Raw genomic sequence first — 22,997 nt, 5'->3', positions numbered from 1 at the left:
CTACTGCTCTTCCTTCGCGGTCTTCGTGATCGACTCGGCGACCTGCTGCGGGGACTTTGACCCGGCGATGAGCGCGCCGACGCTGTCGTTGACCTCCTGGCCGACGGCGGGGGCGTAGGCTTGGTCGAGGTAGAGCTGGAAGCCGGTGGCGGCCTTCAACTGGGCCTGGACGGCCTTGATGTTGGGGTCGGTGATGGCGCTCTCGGCGGCCGGGACGACCGGGAGGACGCCGGTCTTCTTGACCAGCTCCACGTCGGTCGCCTCGGAGGCGAAGAACTTCAGGAAGTCCACGGCCTCCTGCGGGGCTCCGCTGCGCAGGGCGTGTCCGCCGCCTCCGCCGAACACCTCGGTGATGGTGCCCTTGCCGCCCTCGACCGCGGGGAACGCGAAGAAGCCGAGGTCGTCGCCGAGGCCCTTGCCCGCGTCGGCCTGGACGACCGGGGCCCACTGGCCCATGAGCTCCATCGCGGCCTTGCCGTTGCCGACGGTCGCGGCCTGGCCGGTGGGGCTGGAGTAGGCGGCGCCGAGGAAGCCCTTCTGGAACGGCTGGAGGTCGACGAGCTCCTGGAGGTGCTGTCCGGCCTGGACGAACGGATCGCCGGTGAAGTCCTGGTCGTCGTAGGCCTTCTGGAGGGCGGAGGCGCCGGCGGTGCGCATCGAGAGGTAGGCCCAGTAGTACATGCCGGGCCACTTCTCCTTGCCCGCGAGGGCGAGCGGGGTGATGTCCTTCGCCTTCAGCTTCCGTACGGCGTCGAGGAAGTCGGCCCAGGTGGTGGGGGGCTCGGCGACGCCGGCGTCCTTGAAGAGCGCCTTGTTGTACCAGAAGCCGATCATGCCGATGTCGAACGGTATGCCGTACACCTTCTCGTCGAGGAGGTACGGCTCCTTCGCGACCGGCAGCAGGCCCTCGGCGAAGTCCTTGGTGCGGTCGGTGAGGTCCTCGACGAGACCGGCGTCGACCTGTTGCCTGAGGACGCCGCCGCCCCAGGTGTGGAAGATGTCGGGGAGCTTCCCGGAGGCGGTCAGCGCCGTCATCTTCGACTTGTAGGCGTCGTTCTCCAGCTGGACGATCTTCACCTTGACCTTGGGGTTCTGGGCCTCGAACTTCTTGGCCAGCGCGGCCCAGACGCCCTTGGTCGGCTCGGTGGTGGAGATGTTCCACCACTCGATGGTGGTCGTGCCGTCCGACGACCCTCCGTCCGAGTCGCCACCGCAGCCGCTCAGTGCCGTCATGCCCACGCCGGCCGCGGCGGAGGCCGCGAGGAAGCCGCGGCGGGACAGTCCCGGGTCGCCCATGATCCGCTCCTTGGGTACGGGACGGTCCGTCGTCGACCGTCCACACGATCGAAAGTTTCGGAGGAGATCCAGAAACCTTCGTTGCTGCCGCACCCTAGGGACAGCCCCCAAACGGTGGCAACCCCTTGTACACGGTGAATCTGCCGCCAACGGCCACGACGCAGGCGGCGCTTGAAGAGTTGGAGACCCACACCCTCAGGGTCGGCGACCGAGTCAGCCCTCCGGAGAGTCGAAACATTCGGCACAACTGACGAACATTACGGAACGGCCGGATCGGCGGGCCTCGACTACAGGCCCACGTCCCGGCTGCGGATGTCCTCCAGGGACTCGCGGCGGATCAGCAGGCGGGCGCGGCCGTCGTCCACGGCGACCACCGGCGGGCGGCCGACCAGGTTGTAGCCGGAGGCCATGGACAGGTGATAGGCGCCGGCCGCCGGGACGGCGAGCAGGTCCCCGGGGCGGATGTCGTCGGGGAGTTCGACGTCGGCGGCGACGATGTCTCCCGCCTCGCAGTGCCGGCCCACCACGGTCACCGGTGCCGGGGCGGCGGTGCTGTGCCGGCCGACCAGGCGGGGCGCGTACCGCACCCCGTACAGCGCGGGACGCGGGTTGTCGCTCATGCCGCCGTCCACGGCGACGTAGGTGTGCGCGCCGGTCCGCTTGACGGAGAGGACGTGGTAGAGCGCGATGCCCGCCGGGCCTGCGATGGCCCGCCCCGGTTCGATGATGAGCCGGGGCACGGTGAGCCCGGCCGCCGTGCAGGCCTCGGTGAGTTCGGCGCGGACCTTGCGGGCCAGCGCGGTGAGGTCGAGGGCGGGTTCGCCGGGGCGGTAGGCGATGCCGTGGCCGCCGCCCAGGTCGAGTTCGCGCAGCACCAGGCCGTGCTGCTCGTGGAGCCGGGCCATGAGGCCGACCATGCGGCGTACGGCGGCCAGGTACGGCTTGACGCTGGTGATCTGCGAGCCCAGGTGGCAGTGCAGGCCGGTGAGTTCGAGCTGCGGCTGGTCCAGTATCCGGGCGATGGCGTGCTGGGCGTAGCCGTCCGAGATGGACAGGCCGAACTTCTGGTCCTCGGTGCCGGTGCGGATCTTCTCGTGGCCGCCGGCGCCGATCCCGGGCACGACGCGGACCATCACCTTCTGGTGGCCGTCGGGCCCGACCGCCGCCGCCAGCCGGGCGATCTCGGAGGGGCTGTCGATGACGATGCGGCCGACCCCGAGGCGCAGGGCCGTGTCGAGGTCGCGCGGGGACTTGGCGTTGCCGTGCAGGACGATCCGCTCCGGCGGGAAGCCGGTGGTGACCGCGAGCTCCAGCTCACCGGCCGAGCAGACGTCCAGGCCCAGGCCCTCCTCGGCCATCCAGTGGACCATGGCCCGGCACAGGAACGCCTTGGCCGCGTACAGGACTTCGGCGTCGGGGAAGGCGTGCCGGTAGGTACGGCAGCGCTCGCGGACCTCGTCCTCGTCGATGACGTAGACGGGGGTGCCGAAACGGTCGGCGACCTCGGCCAGCGGTACGCCGCCGACGGTGAGTTCGCCCTCGCGGGGCTCGACGGCCGAGGCCGGCCACACGGAGAGGGCGTCGGCCGCGGTGGTCACCGCGGGTTCGTGAACGGTGGTCATCGTGCGGTCCCCCTCAACCGATCCACATGGTCAACGCGGAGATGAGCGCGGCGGCACCGGTCACGCGCAGCGCTCCGACGGCTTGGGGATCCCAGGCGCCCTCACGGAACCGGGGGCCGGAGTGCCGGGCGTGTTCCGGGACGGCCGATGCGTTCGGGGCCGGGGCGGTCGGGGCCGGGGCCGGCGCGCAGAACTGCGGGTCGACCGTGACGGTGGTGACGCCGAGCGGCGCGGTCAGGGAGCGCAGGGCGGGTTCGGCGAGCCGGATCCACGGCTGGTCGGGGCCGAGGGTGGCGGTCAGCTGCCGCTGCGAGGTGAAGCCCACGGCCGTGCGGTCCCCGAGGGGCGTACGGAAGAGGCGGGCCGCACAGGCGGCGTGTCCCGGCCGGACCGGAACGAACAGAGGGCCGGCCGGGAACCGTTCAGAGGGCTCCGGGTCTTCGTCGGACAGGTGGTCTGCCATGGGCTGCCTCCGGGAGATCCGAGGTGGATCGGAGTCGTACTTCGAGTGTTTGACGCCCCGGACGCGGGGAGGCGGGCCGGGGCTTGCTCTGACGCTATGCCCGGTGACCCGGGGGTCAGGACGCCTCATGACGGGATGCTGACGGGTTTCCGCCTGACGCTGACGCGATGCTGACACCTGGCCCGGCAGGCCGTGCGGGACGCCGTCAGAGGTGCGCCAAGAAGGGCCGACCGATGTGGCTGGAGGGGCCCGGCGGAGGTGTCATGGAAGGGACCCCTGCGGGTGTCCGCGCGGGACTCCCTCGTGGGTCTCCCCGCTGGCCTCCCCGTGGGTCTCCCTCGCGGGGCGAAGAACCGCGACGAGAAGTGGAACGGTGAACTCATGTCTGGTTCCGACGGCCCGGTGCGGCCTCGGGTCGTGGTGGGTGTCAGCGGCTCGCTGGGCAGCCTCACCGCCCTCGGCCGGGGTGCCGAGGAGGCCCGGCGGCGCGGCGGCGAGCTGTGGCCGGTGCTGGCCTGGCAGCCGCCGGGCGGGGAAGTCGCCGCCCGGCGCGGCCCCGGGGCGGGCCTGCCGGCCGCCGAGTGGCAGCGTCTGGCACGTGAGCGGCTGGTCGGCGTCCTGACGGACGTCTTCGGCGCCTCCGGCCCCGGCGTCTGGATGTACGCCCTGGTCGCGCAGGGCAGCCCGGGCCTGGCCCTGGTGGAGATCGCCGACCGTGAGACCGACGTCCTCGTCGTCGGCGCGGGCCGCCGCAGCCTCTGGCACCGGGCGTGCTGCCGCTCGGTCACGCGTTACTGCGTCGCCCACGCGAGGTGTCCGGTGCTCGCGGTGCCGCCGTCACCGCTGGAGTCGGAGCTGACGGCCGTGCACCGCCGCAACGCCTGGCGACTGCGGCTGGACGTACGGGACTTGGCGCGTGAGGCGGTGCCGCCGGAAGGGTCGTGAAGGGACGCGCCTACGACGATCCGGCCGCCGCCTTCCTGACGTCACCGTCGTCGCCCGCTCCCCCGGCCGCCACCCGCAGGCTCAGCACCATCGTGAGACCGCCGCCGGGCGTGTCCTCCGCGCTGATCGTGCCGCCCATCGCCTCGGCGAAGCCGCGTGCGACGGCGAGGCCGAGCCCTACGCCGGCGCCGCGCGGGGCGTCGCCGTAGCGCTGGAAGGGCTCGAAAATGCGTTCCTTGGCCTCGTCGGGGACACCTCGTCCGCGGTCGACCACCCGGACCTCGACCCGGTCGGCGATGGCGCTCGCGGAGACCAGCACGGGCTCGTCCACAGGGCTGTACTTGACGGCGTTCTCGACGACGTTGGCGACGACCCGCTCCAACAGACCCTTGTCCACGCTGACCATGGGCAGGGTCTCCGGGATGTCCAGCTCCACGCTGCCCTCCGGCACCCCGCCCAGCGCCATCGGCACCACTTCGTCCAGGTCGATCTCCCGGATCAACGGCGTGACCGTGCCGGTCTGGAGACGGGACATGTCCAGCAGGTTCCCGACCAGCAGGTCGAGCCGGTCAGCGCCCTCCTCGATCGCCTGGAGGAGTTCGGCCTCGTCCTCCTCCGACCAGGCCACGTCGTCGGACCGCAGCGAGGTGACCGATGCCTTTATGCCGGCGAGAGGCGTGCGCAGGTCGTGGCTGACAGCGGCCAGCAGTGCCGTACGAATGCGGTTGCCCTCCGCCAGCTCTTTGGCCTGGTCGGCCTCGCGCCGGAGCCGCTGCCGGTCCAGGACGACCGCGGACTGCACGGCGAACGCGGCCAGTACCCGGCGGTCCTCGGCGGGCAGCACCCGGCCGGTCAGCGCGAGCGCCATGTGGTCGCCGACCGGAACGCCCACGTCGGCGTCGTCGGGGTCCTGGCAGGGTCGGGAGCCCACACTGCCCGCGCAGGTCCACGGGTCGACTTCGCTCTCCCGCTCCAGCAAGGCCACGGACACCATGCCGAAGGTCTCACGGACGCGTTCGAGCAGCGCCTCCAGGCTGGTCTCGCCGCGCAGCACGTTCCCGGCGAGGAAGGACAGGATCTCCGACTCGGCACGCAGGCGGTTCGCCTGGTGGGTGCGACGGGCCGCGAGGTCGACCACGGAGGCCACCGACACCGCCACCCCGATGAAGATCACGATGGCGACCACGTTCTTCGGGTCGGCGATGGTCAGCGTGTGGACGGGCGGGGTGAAGAACCAGTTCAGCAGCATCGAACCGACCACGGCCGACGCCAGGGCCGGCAGCAGGCCGCCGAGGAGAGCCGCCGCCACGGTCAGCGACAGGTACAGCAACATGTCGTTGGCGAGGCCGACTTCGGGGGCGACATGCGTCAGCAGCACGGTGAGGACGGCCGGGCCGAGCGCACCCACCAGCCAGCCCCAGATGATCCGCGTCCGGCCGAGGCGCGCGCCGCGGGGGATGGGGAGAGCGCGCCCCTTGCCCGCCTCGTCGTGCGTGATCAGGTGGACGTCTAGGTCGGGTCCGGAGTCCCGGGCGACCGTGGCGCCGACCCCAGGGCCGAAGACGTACTGCCAGCTCTTGCGGCGGGAGACACCGAGCACGATCTGGGTGGCGTTGACGCCGCGCGCGAAGGCCAGCAGCGCCGCCGGGATGTCGTCGCCGACGACGTGGTGGAAGGTGCCGCCGAGGTCCTCGACCAGCCCGCGCTGCACGGCCAGTTCCTTGGGCGAGGACGAGGTCAGCCCGTCGGTGCGGGCTATGTAGACGGCGAGCACCTCACCGCCTGCGCCCTTCTCGGCGAGCCGCGCGGCCCGGCGGATCAGCGTCCGCCCTTCCGGTCCGCCGGTCAGCCCCACGACGATCCGCTCGCGCGAGCCCCAGATCGTCGAGACCTCGTGCTCGCTGCGGTAGGCGTTGAGGTACTCGTCGACCCGGTCGGCCACCCACAGCAGGGCCAACTCCCGCAGCGCGGTGAGGTTTCCAGGGCGGAAGTAGTTCGAGAGCGCCGCGTCGACCTTGTCCGGCTTGTAGATGTTGCCGTGCGCCATGCGCCGCCGGAGCGCCTGCGGCGACATGTCGACGAGCTCTACCTGGTCGGCGCGGCGAACGACCTCGTCGGGGACGGTCTCCTGCTGCCGTACCCCGGTGATGGACTCCACGACATCGCCCAGCGACTCCAGGTGCTGGATGTTGACCGTCGAGATGACGTCGATGCCGGCCGCCAGCAGCTCCTCCACGTCCTGCCAGCGCTTGGCGTTGCGGGAGCCGGGGATGTTGGTGTGGGCCAGCTCGTCGACCAGCACCACCTTGGGGCGCCGGGCCAGGACGGCGTCGATGTCCATCTCGGTGAAGGAGGTGTCCCGGTACTCCAGATCCTTGCGTCGGATCTGCTCCAGGCCGTGCAGCATCACCTCGGTGCGCGGCCGGTCGTGGTGCTCCACGAACGCCACCACGCAGTCGGTGCCGCGTTCGACCCGCCGGTGCGCCTCGGAGAGCATGGCGTACGTCTTGCCGACGCCGGGTGCCGCACCGAGGTAGATCCGAAGTTTGCCGCGTGCCATGTTCACCCTTCGAAGCGGTAACCCATGCCGGGTTCGGTGACGAGATAGCGGGGGTGCGCGGGGTCCGCTTCCAGCTTGCGGCGCAACTGCGCCATGTAGACCCGCAGATAGTTGGTCTTGCCGCTCCGGGAGACCCCCCAGACCTCCTGGAGCAGGTACTTCTGGGTGACGAGCCGGCCCGGGTTGGTGACCAGGATCTCCAGCAGGTGCCACTCCGTCGGGGTGAGCCGTACCTCGCGGTCGCCGCGGGCGACCTTCTTGGCCCGCAGGTCGATGACGAACTCGTCCGTCTCCACGAGGGTCGTCTCGGGGGCGAGCGGAGAGTCCTCGGTTCGGCGGACGGCGGCCCTCAGCCGGGCCATCAGCTCGTCCATGCTGAACGGCTTGGTGACGTAGTCGTCGGCGCCGGCGTCGAGCGCGACGACCTTCTCCTCGGACGCCCGGCGCGCCGACAGCACCAGGATCGGGACGCGGGTCCAGCCGCGCAGGGCCCTGATGACGTCGACGCCGTCCATGTCGGGCAGTCCCAGGTCGAGCATGACGACGTCGGGCTGGCGTGCGGCCGCGAGTCTGAGCGCCGTGGCACCGTCGGTGGCCGCGTCCACGCCGTACCTGCGCGCCTGCATGTTGATCACGAGGGCCCGCACCAGCTGCGGGTCGTCCTCCACCACCAACACCCTGGTCATGGGTGTACGCCTTCCTGTCCTGCACCTGGGCAAAGGGCTTCATGGCGGCGGGAGTCGGCGGAACCGGAGGTGCCCGGCCGCCGACTCCCGCGCGGATCGCGTAACGCCATCAGCTCTTGGCCACGAGGTCCTTGAGCGCGATGTTCAACTCGAGGACGTTGACCCGCGGTTCGCCCATGAAGCCGAGGGTCCGGCCCTCGGTGTGCTCGTCGACCAGCTTCTGCACCTGGGCGACGGGCAGGCCGTTCTTCTCGGCGACCCGGTGGACCTGGATGTCCGCGTACTGCGGGGAGATGGCCGGGTCCAGGCCGGAACCGGAGGACGTGACCGCGTCGGCGGGCACCTCGGACGGCTTGACCTTGTAGTCCGGCGTCGAGTTGTCCTTGACGACGGCGGCCTTGGCGTCCTTCACCCACTGGATGAGCTCTTCGTTGTCGCCGGACCGGTTGGTCGCGCCGGACAGGATGAGCTTGTACTGGGTGTTGACGCTGTTGGTGCCGAGGCCGTTCTGCGGACGGCCCTGGAACCACTTCAGGTCGGGCGCCGGAGTCTCCTCGCCCTTCTTCAGCGGCAGGTTGTAGGCCTGCCCGATCAGGGACGACCCGACGACCTTGCCGTCCACCTTGATCTCGGAGCCGTTCGCCTTGTCGTTGAACAGCCCCTGAGCGATGCCGGTGACGACCAGCGGGTAGATGACGCCGGTCACCAGGGTCAGCACGAGGAGGGCGCGCAGGCCGGCCCCAAGCAACCGGGCCGTGTTCGATACGGAGTTGTTCATGATGGATCAACCGATCCCGGGGATGAGAGAGATGAGCAGGTCGATGATCTTGATGCCGATGAAGGGCGCGATCAGGCCGCCCAGACCGTAGATCGTCAGGTTGCGGCGCAGCAGCCGGTCGGCGCTGACCGGCCGGTACCGCACGCCCTTCAGGGACAGCGGCACCAGGGCGATGATGACCAGCGCGTTGAAGACGACCGCGGACAGGATCGCGGAGTCCGGCGACGACAGGCCCATGATGTTGAGTTTGTCCAGGCCCGGGTAGACGACCGCGAACAGCGCCGGGATGATCGCGAAGTACTTCGCGACGTCGTTGGCGATGGAGAACGTGGTCAGCGCACCGCGGGTGATCAGCAACTGCTTGCCGATCTCGACGATCTCGATCAGCTTGGTCGGGTCGGAGTCGAGGTCGACCATGTTGCCGGCCTCCTTGGCGGCCGACGTACCGGTGTTCATGGCCACACCGACGTCGGCCTGCGCGAGCGCCGGGGCGTCGTTGGTGCCGTCGCCGGTCATCGCGACCAGCTTGCCGCCGGCCTGCTCACGCTTGATGAGCGCCATCTTGTCCTCGGGAGTGGCCTCCGCGAGGAAGTCGTCGACGCCCGCCTCCTCGGCGATCGCCTTGGCGGTCAGCGGGTTGTCGCCGGTGATCATGACGGTCTTGATGCCCATGCGGCGCAGTTCCTCGAACCGTTCGCGCATGCCGTCCTTGACGACGTCCTTGAGGTGGATGACGCCCAGGACCCGCGCTCCGTCCGCGTCCTCGACGGCGACCAGCAGCGGGGTGCCGCCGGCTTCGGAGATGCGGTTGGCGACGGTGTCCGCGTCCCCCGCGACCGTGCCGCCCTGCTCCCGCACCCAGGCGATGACCGAACCGGCCGCGCCCTTGCGGATCTTGCGCCCGTCGACATCCACGCCCGACATCCGGGTCTGGGCGGTGAAGGCGATCCACTCGGCACCCGCCAGCTCGCCCTGGTGCCGCTCGCGCAGGCCGTACTTCTCCTTCGCCAGTACGACGACGGAGCGGCCCTCGGGCGTCTCGTCGGCCAGCGACGACAGCTGGGCGGCGTCCGCGACCTCGGCCTCGGTGAGACCGGCGACCGGGACGAACTCGGCGGCCCGGCGGTTGCCGAGGGTGATGGTGCCGGTCTTGTCGAGCAGCAGCGTGGAGACGTCACCGGCGGCCTCGACCGCTCGGCCGGACATGGCGAGCACGTTGCGCTGCACGAGCCGGTCCATGCCGGCGATGCCGATCGCGGAGAGCAGGGCGCCGATGGTCGTCGGGATGAGACAGACCAGCAGGGCGACCAGCACGACCATCGTCAGATGCGTGCCCGCGTAGTCCGCCAGCGGCGGCAGCGTGGCGCAGGCCAGCAGGAAGACAATCGTCAGTGACGCGAGCAGGATGTTCAGCGCGATCTCGTTCGGCGTCTTCTGCCGGGCCGCGCCCTCGACCAGGTTGATCATCCGGTCGATGAAGGTCTCGCCGGGCTTCGTCGTGATTTTGATGACGATGCGGTCGGAGAGGACCTTGGTGCCGCCGGTGACGGCCGAGCGGTCGCCGCCGGACTCGCGGATGACCGGGGCCGACTCGCCGGTGATGGCCGACTCGTCGACGGAGGCGACACCCTCGATGACGTCGCCGTCACCGGGGATGATGTCGCCGGCCTCGCAGACGACCAGGTCACCGATCCTCAACTCGGTGCCCGGTACCCGCTCTTCGACGGAACCGGTGAGCCGGCGGGCCACCGTGTCGGTCTTGGCCTTGCGCAGGGTGTCGGCCTGCGCCTTGCCGCGGCCCTCGGCGACGGCCTCGGCCAGGTTGGCGAAGATCACCGTGAGCCACAGCCAGGCGCTGATGGTCCAGCCGAACCAGTCGCCCGGGTCCGCGAAGGAGAAGGCGGTGGTCAGGACGGAGCCGATCCACACCACGAACATCACGGGGGACTTGACCATCACCCGCGGGTCGAGCTTGCGGAAGGCGTCCGGCAGCGACTTGAGGAGCTGCGCGGGGTCGAAGAGGCCCGCGCCGACACGGCCCTCGGGGGACTTGCGCCCGGTGGGAACGTCGCTGTGCGGCGCCCGGGTCGGGGTGGCTGTGGACATGGAGTCCTCTTGCTTCTGTATGCGAGTGGTCATCACGCCAGCCCCTCGGCCAGCGGCCCGAGCGCGAGGGCCGGGAAGTACGTCAGACCGGTGATGATGATGATCGTGCCGACGAGCAGACCGGCGTACAGCGGCTTGTCGGTGCGCAGGGTGCCCGCGGTGGCCGGGACCGGCTTCTGCTCGGCGAGCGAGCCGGCCAGGGCCAGCACGAAGATCATCGGTACGAAGCGGCCGAGCAGCATGCACAGGCCGAGCGTGGTGTTGAACCACTGCGTGTCCGCGTTCAGTCCGGCGAAGGCCGAGCCGTTGTTGTTGGAGGCGGACGTGTAGGCGTACAGGATCTCGGAGAAGCCGTGCGCCCCGCTGTTGGTCATCGAGTTGCCCGGGGTGGGCAGGGCCATCGCGAACGCGGTGAAGACGAGCACCAGCGCCGGGGTGACCAGGATGTAGCAGGCCGCCAGCTTGATCTCGCGGGAGCCGATCTTCTTGCCCAGGTACTCGGGGGTGCGGCCGACCATGAGACCGGCGATGAACACCGCGATGATCGCCATGATCAGCATGCCGTAGAGGCCGGAGCCGGTGCCACCGGGCGCGATCTCGCCCAGCATCATCCCCAGCATGGTGATGCCGCCGCCGAGGCCGGTGAAGGAGGAGTGGAAGGAGTCGACCGCGCCGGTCGAGGTGAGCGTGGTCGCCACGGCGAAGATCGACGAGCCGCCGACGCCGAAGCGGACCTCCTTGCCCTCGTACGCCCCGCCCGCGATCTGGAACGCCGGGCCGTGGTGGGCGAACTCGGTCCACATCATCAGCGCGGTGAAGCCGAGCCAGATGGTGGCCATGGTGGCGAGGATCGCGTAGCCCTGCTTCACGCTGCCGACCATCAGGCCGAAGGTGCGGGTCAGCGCGAACGGGATCAGCAGGATCAGGAAGATCTCCCACAGGTTCGAGAACGGAGTGGGGTTCTCGAACGGGTGGGCGCTGTTGGCGTTGAAGTAGCCGCCCCCGTTGGTGCCGAGCTCCTTGATGGCTTCCTGAGAGGCGACCGCGCCGCCGTTCCACTGCTGGTGGCCGCCCATGAACTGGCCGACCTCGTGGATGCCGGAGAAGTTCTGGATGGCGCCGCACGCGACGAGGACGATCGCGCCGATCGTGGCGATCGGCACCAGGATGCGGACGGTGCCGCGCACCAGGTCGGACCAGAAGTTGCCCAGCTCACCGGTGCGGGAGCGGGCGAACCCGCGCACGAGCGCCACGGCGACGGCGATGCCGACGGCGGCGGAGACGAAGTTCTGCACGGCAAGGCCGGCGGTCTGCACGACGTGGCCCATGGCCTGCTCGCCGTAGTACGACTGCCAGTTGGTGTTGGTCACGAACGACACGGCGGTGTTGAACGCCTGGTCCGGGTCGATGGACTTGAACCCGAGCGAACCCGGCAGCACACCTTGCAGCCGCTGGAGCAGGTAGAGGAACAGGACGCCGACCACGGAGAAGGCGAGGACGCCGCGCAGGTACGCGGTCCAGCGCATCTCGGTGTCGGGGTTGGCACCGATGGCCTTGTAGATCCACTTCTCGACACGCCAGTGCTTGTCGGAGGAGTAGACCTTGGCCATGTAGTTGCCAAGCGGGATGTAGGCGAGCGCCAGAGCTGCGATCAGGGCGAGCAGCTGGAGCACGCCGGCAAGTACGGGACCCATGCCTTGTCTCAGAACCTCTCCGGGAAGATCAGGGCGAGGACGAGATAGCCCAGCAGGGCGACGGCCACGACGAGGCCGACGATGTTCTCGGCGGTCACAGCTTCGTCACCCCCTTGGCGACGAGAGCCACCAGCGCGAAGGACGCGATCGTGATGACGACGAAGGCCAGATCGGCCATCGTGGACTCCTGAATGAGGTTCGGTCGGACAGTGACGATTCGAGGAAACAGCCTTTGTGGCCGGATTCGAGCGCCGTTGACGGCTCCCATACGGCCCGCCGCACGCCTTTGACGGTTCTCTTACGGCAACACGATCACCGCAGGTCGCAGGCGCGCCGGGGTCAGAACAAGCGGAACCTCAACCGGCAGATCACGGCGTCCGTCTCCTTGCGGACGGCATGCGCGACGACGGCTCCCCGCTGGTTCTGGAGCAGCCGTTGCCATAGCCGCTCCGGCTCGGTCTCCGGGATCAGCACGGTCACCCGGGCGGCCGGCTCCGAGGCCATGACGTCACGGACGTACGCGGCGATGGGGCGGCCCAGCGCGCGCCGCTCACTGCTGAGCCGGACCAGGGGCACGCCGGGGTCCCACTCGGCCCAGGAGCGCTCCAGGACGTGCAGCGCGGCCCGGTCCTCGGGGTCGGGGTGGCAGACGGTGACCGCACGGACCTCGTCGCCGAGCGAGGCGGCCGCGGTGAGGGCCTCCGAGGTGAGCCGCGACAGCGAGGAGACCGGCACGATCACCACCGAGCGGTCGCGGTGCGGATGCTCGGGGATGCGGCCGAGGCCGAGGCGCTCGCCGATCCGCGCGTAGGCGCGGTGCACGGCCTCGAAGGCCACGACCAGCAGCGGCAGCGCGATCACGATCAGCCAGGCGCCCTCCTCGAACTTGGTCGCGGTGACGACGACGGCCGCGACACCGGTCAGCAGCCCACCGAAGCCGTTGAGCAGCGCCTTGCCGCGCCACCCGGGTCCGCGCTCGGTGCGCCAGTGCCGCACCATGCCGACCTGGGCGATGGTGAAGCCGACGAAGACGCCGATGGCGAAGAGCGGCACGAGGGTGTTGGTGTCGCCGCCGGAGAAGACGATCAGCACGGTGGAGACGGCCGCCAGCGCCAGGACGCCGTGCCGGTGCACCTGCCGGTCGGCCCTGAGCGCGAACACGTGCGGCAGGTAGTTGTCACGGGCGAGCAGCTTCAGCAGCACCGGGAGGCCGCCGAAGGAGGTGTTCGCGGACAGGGCCAGCAGGATCATCGTCGCGAACTGGATGACGTAGAAGCCCCAGTTGTGGCCGAGCGAGGCGTCCGCGAGCTGGGCGAGGACGGTGACGCCCTCGACCGGCTGGAGGTGGAAGCGGGATATCAGCACCGACAGACCGATCAGCATCACGCCGAGGACCGCGCCGAGGGCGACCTCCGCGTGCTGGGCGCGCCTGGCGCGCGGGACGCGGAAGGACGGGACGGCGTTGGCGATGGCCTCGACACCGGTGAGGGCCGCGCAGCCGGAGGCGAACGCCTTCAGCAGGAGCAGGGCGCCCACGGTGGTGGCGTTGTCGGCGAGCGCTGAGGCGTGCCCGGCGGCCGTCGCAGTACTGACCGGCTCGGACCTGAACAACCCGACGGCGATGAGCACGAGGATCGAACCGACGAACACCACCGTCGGCACGATGAACGCCCTCGCCGACTCCACGATCCCGCGCAGGTTGACCGCGGTGATGAGCGCGAGCACGGCCAGGCACAGCCACAGCCGGTCGTCGTAGAGCGCCGGGAAGGCCGAGGTCAGGGCGGCGACACCGGCGGTGACGGCCACGGCGACGTTGAGGACGTAGTCCAGGACCAGCGAGGCGGCGGCGACCAGGCTGGTCCGCTTCCCCAGGTGCGTCCTGGCCACGGCGTAGGAGCCGCCGCCGTCCGGGAAGGCGGCGATGACCTGCCGGTAGGAGGCGACCAGCACCGCGAGCAGGGCGGCGATGGCGAGCGTGACGGGGAGGGTGAAACCGAGCCCGTGGGCGCCGGCCGCGGCCAGCACCAGGACGATCGCCTCGGGGCCGTAGGCCACCGACGCCATCGCGTCGAGGGACAGGGCGGCGAGGCCGGTGACGGCGGTGAGCCGGTGCCGTTCGCCGGCGTCCGGCGGTTCCTCGTCGGCGGGGGTCGCCCCGGGCGCGGTGGTCAGGACGGACATGGGATGCGGGCTCCTTCGTACGAACCTGTGGCCACGCACGGGGCGCACGTGGCTGACCCAGGTTGTGTCCGGATCCCGCCGTTCCTGACGGCTCCTTGCGTGTTCTTCGCGCACGGACGGCCGTCCTTGACGACACCTTGACGCGCCTGCCGGCCAACGGGCACCGGAGCCGTGACCAGCCACGACAGCCCCTACGATGCCGCCGCGCTCCCCGCCAGCGGCAACGAGACGACCATCGTCAGCCCACCCCCCGGCGTGTCCTCCGGAGTGACCGTCCCGCTCATCGCCTCGGTCAGTCCCCGAGCCAGCGCGAGTCCCAGGCCGAGCCCCGTGCTGTTGTCGGTGTCCCCCAGCCGCTGGAACGGCTCGAACACCCGCTCCCGCCCGGTGGCCGGAAGCCCCGGCCCCCGATCGACGACGCGCAGTTCGGCCCGGCCGCCCAACGCACTGGCGGTCACGAGGACTTGCGTGCCGGGCGGGCTGTACCGGGCCGCGTTGGCGACCAGGTTGGCGATCACGCGCTCCAGCAGCGGCGGGTCGGCCAGCACTTCGGGGATCTTCTCCACGTCCCCGACCTGGATGCCCGGGGTGTCCGCGAGCGCGGCCGGCAGCACCTCCTCCAGCGTGGTGGGCCGCAGGTTCAGCCTGAGCACGCCCGCCTCCAGGCGGCTCAGGTCGAGCAGGTTCTCCACCAGCCGGTTCAGCTTGGCCATGGACTCGTCGGCGGTGGCGAGGAGTTCGTCGCGGTCCTCGACGGAGAACTCGACGTCCCGGCTGCGCAGGGACGTCACGGCGGCCCAGCCCGCGGCGAGCGGGGTGCGCAGATCGTGGCCGACGGCCCGCAGCAGCGCCGTACGCATCCGGTCGGCGGCCTTGACCGGCTCGACCTCGGCCACGGCCTCGGCGAGCCGGGCCCGCTCGACCGCCGCGCCCACATGCGCCGCGAACGCCGCCAGCACACGCCGTTCGGACGACGACATGTCACGCCCGTGCAGCGCCAGATAGGCGCCGGAGCCCGCCGGTACGGCCGTGACGCCCGCCATGTCGGGCGGCTCGTCCACCAGTTCCGCCGACTCCATCGCGAAGGTCTCCCGGGTGCGTTCGAGCAGCGCCGGTATCGTCTGGCCGCCGCGCACGATGCTGCCGGCGAGGGACGACATGGTCTCGGCCTCGGCGGTGGCCCGGGCGGCCCGGCGGGACAGCCGCAGGGAGCGGTCGACGACGGCGGCCACGGTCGCGGCCACGACCGCGAACACCGCGAGCGCCAGCAGGGCGTTGGGGTCGTCGAGGGTGAAGGCGCCGATCGGTGGGATGAACCAGTAGTTGAGGAGGAGCGACGCGGTCACGGAGGCGATCACCGCGGAGGCCACGCCGCCTATGCAGGCCACGCCCACCACCGCGAGCAGGAACAGCAGTGCCTCGCTGGTCAGGTCGAGCGTGCCGTGCAGTTGCGCGAGGCCGAGGGTGAGCAGCACCGGAAGCACCAGGCCGGCGACCGGTCCGGCGATCAGGCGGGCCCTGGAGAGCGTACGGCGGCGGGACGGCAGCAGGGTGCCGCTGGCGGCCCGTTCGTGGGTGACGCGGTGGACGTCGATGTCGCCGGAGAGCGCGACGACGGACTCCCCCGTCCCGAGGCCGGTCACGAACCGCTCCAGCCGCCCGCGCCGACTGGCGCCCAGCACCAGCTGGGTGGCGTTCTCGGCACGGGCGAACTCCACGAGGGTGCTCGCGACCTCGCCGCCGACGACCTGGTGGTAGCTGCCGCCGAGGTCCTCCACGAGCCGGCGCTGACGGGCCAGCGAGGCGTGCGAGGCCCCGGCGGCCAGGCCGTCGCTGCGGGTGACGTGTACGGCGAGCAGGTCCCCGCCGGCCGACCGGGCGGCGATGCGGGCGGCCCGCCGGACGATCGTGTCGCCCTCCGGACCGCCGGTCAGCGCGACCACGACCCGCTCCCGGGTCTCCCACACCCCGCCGATCGCGTGCTCGGCGCGATAGGTGTTCAGCGCCTCGTCGACCCGGTCGGCCAGCCACAGCAGCGCCAGTTGGCGCAGCGCGGCCAGGTTCCCGGGCCGGAAGTAGTTGGCGAGGGCGGCGTCGATCTTCTCCGGCGGATAGATGTTGCCGTGCGCCATGCGTCGGCGCAGCCCCTCGGGCGGGATGTCGACGAGCTCGACCTGCCGGGCCCGGCGTACGACCTCGTCGGGCACCGTCTCGTGCTGCGGCACCCCGGTGATCTTCTCGACCACGTCCTTGAGGGACTCCAGCTGCTGGACGTTGACGGCCGTGATGACGTCGGTGCCCGCGGCGAGCAGTGCCTCGACGTCCTGCCACCGCTCGGCGTTGCGCCCGCCGCCGGGGACGTTGCCGTGGGCGAGGTCGTCGACGACGGCGACCTCCGGCCGTCGGTCGAGCACCGCGGCGAGGTCCAGTTCCTCGAACTCCCCGCCCCGGTGGGCGCATCGGACCGGCGGCACGACCTCCAGGCCGTCGAGCATCGCTGCCGTGCGCGGGCGTCCATGGCATTCGGCGAACGCGACCACCACGTCGGCCCCGCGCCCGGCCCGGCGCCGCGCCTCATCGAGCATGCGGTACGACTTGCCGACCCCCGGGGCCGCCCCGAGGTAGACCTTCAGCCGTCCGCGCGGTACTTCGTTCATCAGGTCTCAGCGAACCGCTCCGCGGGCCCGCGCGGCAGGAACCTTGACGCATCCCTGGCGCCCCTCATATGGACGTTGACACTGTCTTGACAACGGCGTGCCCTGGCCGGGCACGACACCGACGCTCCCTGCTACTCGCCTCGACGGCGACGCCGAGCGGTCACGCTGAGTGGTCGCCCTCACTCACCCCACCGCTCGCCGCCCATACAGCCCAATCGGGCACGAACAAGTGCCGGAGCACACCTCTTGATGCGCGACCACCGCCGACCCGGCCAGTCTTAACGGAAGCTTGACGCCCACAGCCCTTTGATCCGTGGGCCCTGACGTCACTCTCTGCTTACGCTGGTGCCGCCGTCCGCGTGATGGCCGGAATCGCATGCCGACCCGCACGTCAGGAGCAGGCCGATGGCCACCACCGAACACCCTCCGCCCGGTCGCTTGCGCGCCTGGATGCTGGAGGGCCTGTCCGACATGGGCAAGGGCCATGCTCCGAAGGGCGCGCAGGCCGAGAAGGAGCCGGTGGAGGAGGGGCAGCCCTGGTACCGGGTCATGTGCCTCACCGGCGTCGACTACTTCTCGACCCTCGGCTACCAGCCCGGCATCGCCGCTCTCGCGGCCGGTCTGCTGTCGCCCATCGCCACCATCGTGCTGGTGATCGTCACCCTCGCGGGCGCCCTGCCCGTCTACCGGCGGGTGGCCGAGGAGAGCCCGCACGGCCAGGGCTCGATCGCCATGCTGGAACGGCTGCTGACCTTCTGGAAGGGCAAGCTGTTCGTCCTGACCCTGCTGGGCTTCGCGGCCACGGACTTCCTGATCACCATCACCCTGTCGGCGGCCGACGCCTCGACCCACCTGGTCGAGAACCCGCACCTCAACAGCGCGCTGCACGACAAGCAGATGGTGATCACCCTCGCCCTCGTCGCGCTGCTCGGCGCGGTGTTCCTCAAGGGCTTCCTGGAGGCGATCGGCGTCGCGGTCGCCCTGGTGGGCATCTACCTCGTGCTCAACGCGGTCGTCGTGGTCTCCGGCCTCTACCACGTCGTCACCGAGGGACACGTGGTCACCGACTGGACCACCGCCCTCACCGCCGAGCACGGCAACATCTTCGTGATGATCGGCGTGGCCCTGATCGTCTTCCCCAAGCTCGCGCTCGGCCTCTCCGGCTTCGAGACCGGCGTCGCCGTGATGCCGCACGTCAAGGGCAAGCCCGGTGAGACCGAGGAGAACCCCGCGGGCCGGATCCGCGACACCAAGAAGCTGCTCACCACGGCCGCGGTGATCATGAGCTGCTTCCTGATCGCGACGAGCTTCATCACCACCCTGCTCATCCCGGAGAAGGACTTCGAGCCGGGCGGCAGCGCCAACGGCCGTGCGCTCGCGTTCCTCGCCCACGAGTACCTCGGCAACGCCTTCGGCACGGTCTACGACGTCTCGACGATCGCCATCCTGTGGTTCGCCGGCGCCTCCGCCATGGCCGGCCTGCTGAACCTGATGCCGCGCTATCTGCCCCGCTACGGCATGGCCCCGCACTGGGCACGCGCGGTGCGCCCGATGGTCATCGTCTTCACTCTGGTCGCCTTCCTGGTGACCTGGATCTTCGACGCCGACGTCGACGCCCAGGGCGGCGCGTACGCCACCGGCGTGCTGGTGCTCATCAGCTCCGCCGCCATCGCCGTGACCATCGCGGCCCGCAAGGCAGGCCAGCGCAACTGGTTCATCGGCTTCGCGGTCATCTCGGTGGTGTTCCTGTACACGACGGTCGTGAACGTCATCGAGCGCCCCGACGGCGTGAAGATCGGCGCCTGCTTCATCGCCGGCATCATCCTGATCTCCCTGCTGTCGCGGCTGCTGCGCGCCTTCGAGCTCCGTGTCACGAGCGTGACGCTCGACGATATGGCGGAACGATTCGTCAGGGACATCGCGAGCCGCAAGATCCGGTTCATCGCCAACGAGCCCGACAGCCGGGACAAGGCCGAGTACCGCGACAAGATCGAGCAGATCCGCACCGACAACGACCTCTCGGAGCAGGAGGACTTCGTCTTCGTCGAGGTCACGGTCACCGACCCGTCCGAGTTCGAGGCCGGCCTGATCGTGCGCGGCCAGGTCATGCACAACCGCTACCGCGTCCTCACCCTGGAGTCCTCCTCCATCCCGAACGCGCTGGCCGCCCTGCTGCTGAACGTCCGCGACACGACCGGCTGCATCCCGCACATCTACTTCGAGTGGACCGAGGGCACCCCGTTCGCCAACTTCCTGCGCTTCTTCCTCTTCGGCCAGGGCGAGGTCGCCCCCGTCACCCGAGAGGTCCTTCGCGAGGCCGAGCCGGACCGCGACCGCCGACCGCGCGTCCACACCGGCTGACGCCCGCACCGGCCCGAACCGGCCGCGGCCACATCAGGATCGCGTCAACGATGAGCCGTAAGACGTCAGAGCGCTGTCAGCGCCGTTCGCACCCGCGCCGGCGGCCCCTACCGTCAGCTGTGTGGACGGAAGCAGACCGCGCCCGGCCCCGACCGGTGACCGTCACTGGCAGAACAGTGCCCGGTTCGCCGCGGGCTGCGCCGTGACCTTCTTCGGCATGACGCTGCTGGTCGACTGGGATGCCCACACCCTGACTCCGCCGCGCACCCTGCTGTGGCTGGTCATGACCTCCCTGCTGTTCACGATCCTGCTCCCCGAGCGCGTGACCGCCGGCCCGGGCTGGCTCGCGGTGCGCGGCCTCGTACGCCGCCAGGCGGTGCGCACGGACGAGCTGGTGACCGTGCGGCAGCACGGCGACGTCTGCACCCATCTGACCCTGCGCGACGCGGACGGCCGCCGCCTCGAACTGGACCCACGCGTCCTTCTCGCCAACCCACTGCTGTGGCACGAGCTGGACACAGGCGTACGCCGCTCACGCGCCGGCGGAACCCTGCTGGAGGGCGTCGACGTACTGGAGCGGCTGCGCCGCGAGATCGACGACGCCGAGGCGCGGGCGGTGCTCAGGGCGTCCGGGATCACCTGAAGTCGGGGCGCACGAAAGGGCTCCCCTCCGGCCGTGCGTGGCCGAAGGGGAGCCCTTTCCGCTGGTGTGCGTCGCCCGCGTGGGCGTCGGCCCGGTGCGGCTCAGTCGTCGTAGGCGTCCAGCGGCGGGCAGGAGCAGACGAGGTTCCGGTCGCCGAAGGCCTGGTCGATGCGGCGCACCGGCGGCCAGTACTTGTCGGCGGCCGACACCCCGGCCGGGAACACGGCCTCCTCACGGCTGTACGCGTGCTCCCACGTGCCGCCCAGCGCACCGGCGGTGTGCGGGGCGTTGCGCAGCGGGTTGTCCTCGGCGGGCCACTCCTCCGAGCCGACCTTCTCGATCTCCGCGCGGATGGCGATCATCGCCTCGCAGAACCGGTCGAGCTCGGCCAGGTCCTCGGACTCGGTCGGCTCGATCATCAGCGTGCCGGCCACGGGGAACGACATCGTCGGCGCGTGGAAGCCGTAGTCGATGAGGCGCTTGGCCACGTCGTCGACGCTCACGCCGGTCGCCTTGGTCAGCGGGCGCAGATCGATGATGCACTCGTGCGCGACCAGGCCGCCCGGCCCGGTGTAGAGCACCGGGTAGTGCGGCTCCAGCCGCTTGGCGACGTAGTTCGCGGACAGCACGGCCACCTGCGTGGCCCGCTTCAGCCCTTCGCCGCCCATGAGGCGGACGTACGCCCAGGAGATGGGCAGGATCCCCGCGGAACCCCACGGCGCCGCCGAGATCGGGCCGACGCCCGTCTCCGGACCGGCGGCCGGCTGGAGCGGGTGGTTCGGCAGGTACGGCGCCAGGTGCGAGCGCACACCGACCGGGCCGACGCCCGGACCGCCGCCGCCGTGCGGGATGCAGAAGGTCTTGTGCAGGTTCAGGTGCGAGACGTCGCCGCCGAAGTGGCCCGGCTTGGCCAGCCCCACCAGCGCGTTGAGGTTCGCGCCGTCGACGTAGACCTGCCCGCCGGCCTCGTGCACCTGCGCGCAGATGTCGGCGACGTGCTCCTCGAACACACCGTGCGTCGACGGGTACGTGATCATCAGCACGGACAGCTCGTCCCGGTGCTTGTCGATCTTGGCCCGCAGGTCCTCGACGTCGATCTCGCCGTCCTCGGCGGTCTTCACGACGACGACCTTCATGCCGGCCATCACGGCGCTGGCGGCGTTCGTGCCGTGCGCGGAGGACGGGATGAGGCAGATGGTGCGCTGTTCGTCGCCGTTGGCCCGGTGGTAGCCGCGCACGGCGAGCAGACCGGCCAGCTCACCCTGGGAGCCGGCGTTGGGCTGGAGGGACACCTTGTCGTAGCCGGTGACCTCGGCGAGACGTTCCTCCAGCTCGCGGATGAGTGTGAGGTAGCCCTGCGCCTGCTCGGCGGGCGCGAAGGGGTGCAGCTGCCCGAACTCGGGCCAGGTGACCGGCTCCATCTCGGTGGTCGCGTTGAGCTTCATCGTGCAGGAGCCCAGCGGGATCATGCCGCGGTCGAGGGCGTAGTCCCGGTCGGCCAGCCGGCGCAGATAGCGCAGCATCGCCGTCTCGGAGCGGTACTGGTGGAAGACGGGGTGCGCGAGGTAGTCGTCGGTGCGCAGCGGCCCGTCGGTGAGCGCGTCCTCGGTGCCGGCGTCCAGCGCCTCGATGTCGCCCTCGACCCCGAACGCCGTCCATACGGCGCCCAGCTGGGCCCGCAGCGTGGTCTCGTCGCAGGCGACGGAGACCTGGTCGGCGTCGACGAGGCGCAGGTTGACGCCGTTCTCCCGGGCGGCGGCGACGACTTCGGCGGCCTTCCCGGGCACCCGCACGGTCAGCGTGTCGAAGTAGGAGCCGTGCACGACCTCGATACCGCCGGCCGCGAGGCCCGCGGCGAGGATCGAGGCGTACCGGTGGGTCCGCCGCGCGATGCTCCGCAGCCCGTCGGGCCCGTGGTACACGGCGTACATGCCGGCCATCACGGCGAGCAGCACCTGGGCCGTACAGATGTTGCTGGTGGCCTTCTCACGACGGATGTGCTGCTCACGGGTCTGGAGCGCCAGCCGGTAGGCCTTGTTGCCGTCGGCGTCCACGGACACGCCCACGAGCCGCCCCGGCAGGCTGCGCGCGAACTTCTCGTGGACGGCCATGTAGCCGGCGTGCGGCCCGCCGAAGCCCATCGGCACGCCGAACCGCTGCGTCGTACCGATCGCGATGTCCGCCCCGAGCTCACCCGGCGACTTCAGCAGCGTCAGCGCGAGCAGGTCGGCGGCGACGGTGACGAGGGCGCCGAGCTCGTGCGCCTGGTCGATGACCGGCTTGATGTCCCGTACGACACCGGAGGCGCCCGGGTACTGGAGGAGCACGCCGGTGATCTCACGCGAGGCGACCTCGACCGGAATGCCCTCGCTGAGGTCGGCGACGACGATGTCGACGCCGGTCGGCTCGGCGCGGGTCTCGATCACGGCGATGGTCTGCGGAAGCACGTCCGCGTCGATCAGGAACAGGCCCTTCTTGTTCTTGCCCATGCGCCGGGACAGGGCCATGGCCTCGGCGGCGGCCGTCCCCTCGTCGAGCAGCGAGGCACCGGACGTCGGCAGCCCGGTCAGCTCGGCGACCATGGTCTGGAAGTTCAGCAGGGCCTCGAGACGGCCCTGGGAGATCTCGGGCTGGTACGGCGTGTAGGCCGTGTACCAGGCGGGGTTCTCCATGACGTTCCGCAGGATCACCGGCGGGGTGAAGGTCCCGTAGTACCCGAGCCCGATCATCGAGTCCAGCACCTGGTTGCGGTCGGCCAGCGACCGCAGCTCGGCCAGCACCTCCGCCTCGGTGCGGGCCCCGGGCAGGTCCAGCGAGTCGGCGTTCTTGATCACGTCCGGCACCGCGGCGGCGGTGAGCTCGTCGAGGGAGCCGTACCCGACCTGGGCGAGCATTTTGGCCCGGGCCTCATGATCGGGACCGATATGACGCTGCTCGAAGGGGATTCCCTGCTCGAGCTCGGAGAGCGGAATGCGATGGGCGGTCATTGCGGAGGCCTCCTGGTC

General features: G+C 70.7%; 16 protein-coding genes. 3 read left to right on the top strand and 13 right to left on the bottom strand.

Annotation, left to right across the window (positions count from 1 at the left end):
- The 3 genes from CP983_RS36505 to CP983_RS36495 all read right to left on the bottom strand — a co-directional run bounded on the left by CP983_RS36505 (position 1) and on the right by CP983_RS36495 (position 3,381).
- Positions 1-1,296 (bottom strand): extracellular solute-binding protein, encoded by a 1,296-nt coding sequence (locus tag CP983_RS36505; protein ID WP_125528287.1) that lies wholly within the window; start codon positions 1,294-1,296, stop codon positions 1-3.
- A 287-nt stretch (positions 1,297-1,583) separates the two neighbouring features.
- Positions 1,584-2,918: a diaminopimelate decarboxylase gene (lysA, locus tag CP983_RS36500; protein ID WP_150504330.1), complete on the bottom strand. Its 1,335-nt coding sequence runs from the start codon at positions 2,916-2,918 to the stop codon at positions 1,584-1,586.
- A gap of 13 nt (positions 2,919-2,931) precedes the next feature.
- Entirely contained in the window at positions 2,932-3,381 is a 450-nt protein-coding gene (locus CP983_RS36495; protein ID WP_150504328.1) for an SAV_915 family protein, read from the bottom strand.
- Positions 3,382-3,762: 381 nt separating this feature from the next.
- Here CP983_RS36495 and CP983_RS36490 point away from each other — a divergent pair, with 381 nt between their 5' ends.
- On the top strand, positions 3,763-4,326 hold the full coding sequence (locus tag CP983_RS36490; RefSeq protein WP_150504326.1) for a universal stress protein: 564 nt from the start codon (positions 3,763-3,765) through the stop codon (positions 4,324-4,326).
- 10 nt (positions 4,327-4,336) lie between these two features.
- Here the strand turns inward: CP983_RS36490 and CP983_RS36485 are convergent, their stop codons facing one another.
- The 9 genes from CP983_RS36485 to CP983_RS36450 form a co-directional block, all read right to left on the bottom strand.
- Positions 4,337-6,886: a sensor histidine kinase gene (locus tag CP983_RS36485; RefSeq protein WP_150504324.1), complete on the bottom strand. Its 2,550-nt coding sequence runs from the start codon at positions 6,884-6,886 to the stop codon at positions 4,337-4,339.
- A 2-nt stretch (positions 6,887-6,888) separates the two neighbouring features.
- Entirely contained in the window at positions 6,889-7,572 is a 684-nt protein-coding gene (locus CP983_RS36480) for a response regulator (RefSeq protein ID WP_150504322.1), read from the bottom strand.
- A gap of 109 nt (positions 7,573-7,681) precedes the next feature.
- The gene (locus tag CP983_RS36475; protein ID WP_150504320.1) at positions 7,682-8,350 is read right to left on the bottom strand and encodes a potassium-transporting ATPase subunit C; all 669 of its coding nucleotides are present in this window, start codon (positions 8,348-8,350) and stop codon (positions 7,682-7,684) included.
- Between the two features lie 6 nt (positions 8,351-8,356).
- Positions 8,357-10,456 (bottom strand): potassium-transporting ATPase subunit KdpB, encoded by a 2,100-nt coding sequence (gene kdpB, locus CP983_RS36470; protein WP_150504318.1) that lies wholly within the window; start codon positions 10,454-10,456, stop codon positions 8,357-8,359.
- Between the two features lie 32 nt (positions 10,457-10,488).
- The gene (gene kdpA, locus CP983_RS36465) at positions 10,489-12,150 is read right to left on the bottom strand and encodes a potassium-transporting ATPase subunit KdpA (RefSeq protein ID WP_150504316.1); all 1,662 of its coding nucleotides are present in this window, start codon (positions 12,148-12,150) and stop codon (positions 10,489-10,491) included.
- 8 nt (positions 12,151-12,158) lie between these two features.
- Positions 12,159-12,248, bottom strand: coding sequence for a K(+)-transporting ATPase subunit F (gene kdpF, locus CP983_RS36460; RefSeq protein WP_016434100.1), 90 nt, complete (start codon positions 12,246-12,248; stop codon positions 12,159-12,161).
- Positions 12,245-12,418 carry a hypothetical protein gene (locus CP983_RS44170; RefSeq protein WP_167537618.1) on the bottom strand — a complete coding sequence of 58 codons (174 nt, stop codon included), beginning with the start codon at positions 12,416-12,418 and terminating at the stop codon, positions 12,245-12,247. Before CP983_RS44170 ends, kdpF begins: the two co-directional genes overlap by 4 nt.
- 71 nt (positions 12,419-12,489) lie before the next feature.
- On the bottom strand, positions 12,490-14,331 hold the full coding sequence (locus tag CP983_RS36455; protein ID WP_150504314.1) for an APC family permease: 1,842 nt from the start codon (positions 14,329-14,331) through the stop codon (positions 12,490-12,492).
- 191 nt (positions 14,332-14,522) lie between these two features.
- The gene (locus CP983_RS36450) at positions 14,523-16,988 is read right to left on the bottom strand and encodes a sensor histidine kinase (protein WP_150504312.1); all 2,466 of its coding nucleotides are present in this window, start codon (positions 16,986-16,988) and stop codon (positions 14,523-14,525) included.
- A gap of 405 nt (positions 16,989-17,393) precedes the next feature.
- On the opposite strand from CP983_RS36450, the gene CP983_RS36445 reads away from it, so the two are divergent.
- Positions 17,394-19,349: an APC family permease gene (locus CP983_RS36445; protein ID WP_150504310.1), complete on the top strand. Its 1,956-nt coding sequence runs from the start codon at positions 17,394-17,396 to the stop codon at positions 19,347-19,349.
- Positions 19,350-19,470: 121 nt separating this feature from the next.
- Positions 19,471-19,992: a hypothetical protein gene (locus CP983_RS36440; protein ID WP_107912197.1), complete on the top strand. Its 522-nt coding sequence runs from the start codon at positions 19,471-19,473 to the stop codon at positions 19,990-19,992.
- 101 nt (positions 19,993-20,093) lie between these two features.
- Here the strand turns inward: CP983_RS36440 and gcvP are convergent, their stop codons facing one another.
- A complete protein-coding gene (gene gcvP, locus CP983_RS36435) occupies positions 20,094-22,979 on the bottom strand; it encodes an aminomethyl-transferring glycine dehydrogenase (protein WP_150504308.1) in 2,886 nt (961 codons plus the stop codon).
- Positions 22,980-22,997 lie beyond the last annotated feature (18 nt).

The organism is Streptomyces chartreusis, from assembly GCF_008704715.1.
Lineage (GTDB): Bacteria > Actinomycetota > Actinomycetes > Streptomycetales > Streptomycetaceae > Streptomyces > Streptomyces chartreusis.
The sequence above is the reverse complement of the archived record's forward strand: the minus strand, read 5'-3'. Positions and strand labels throughout refer to the sequence as shown.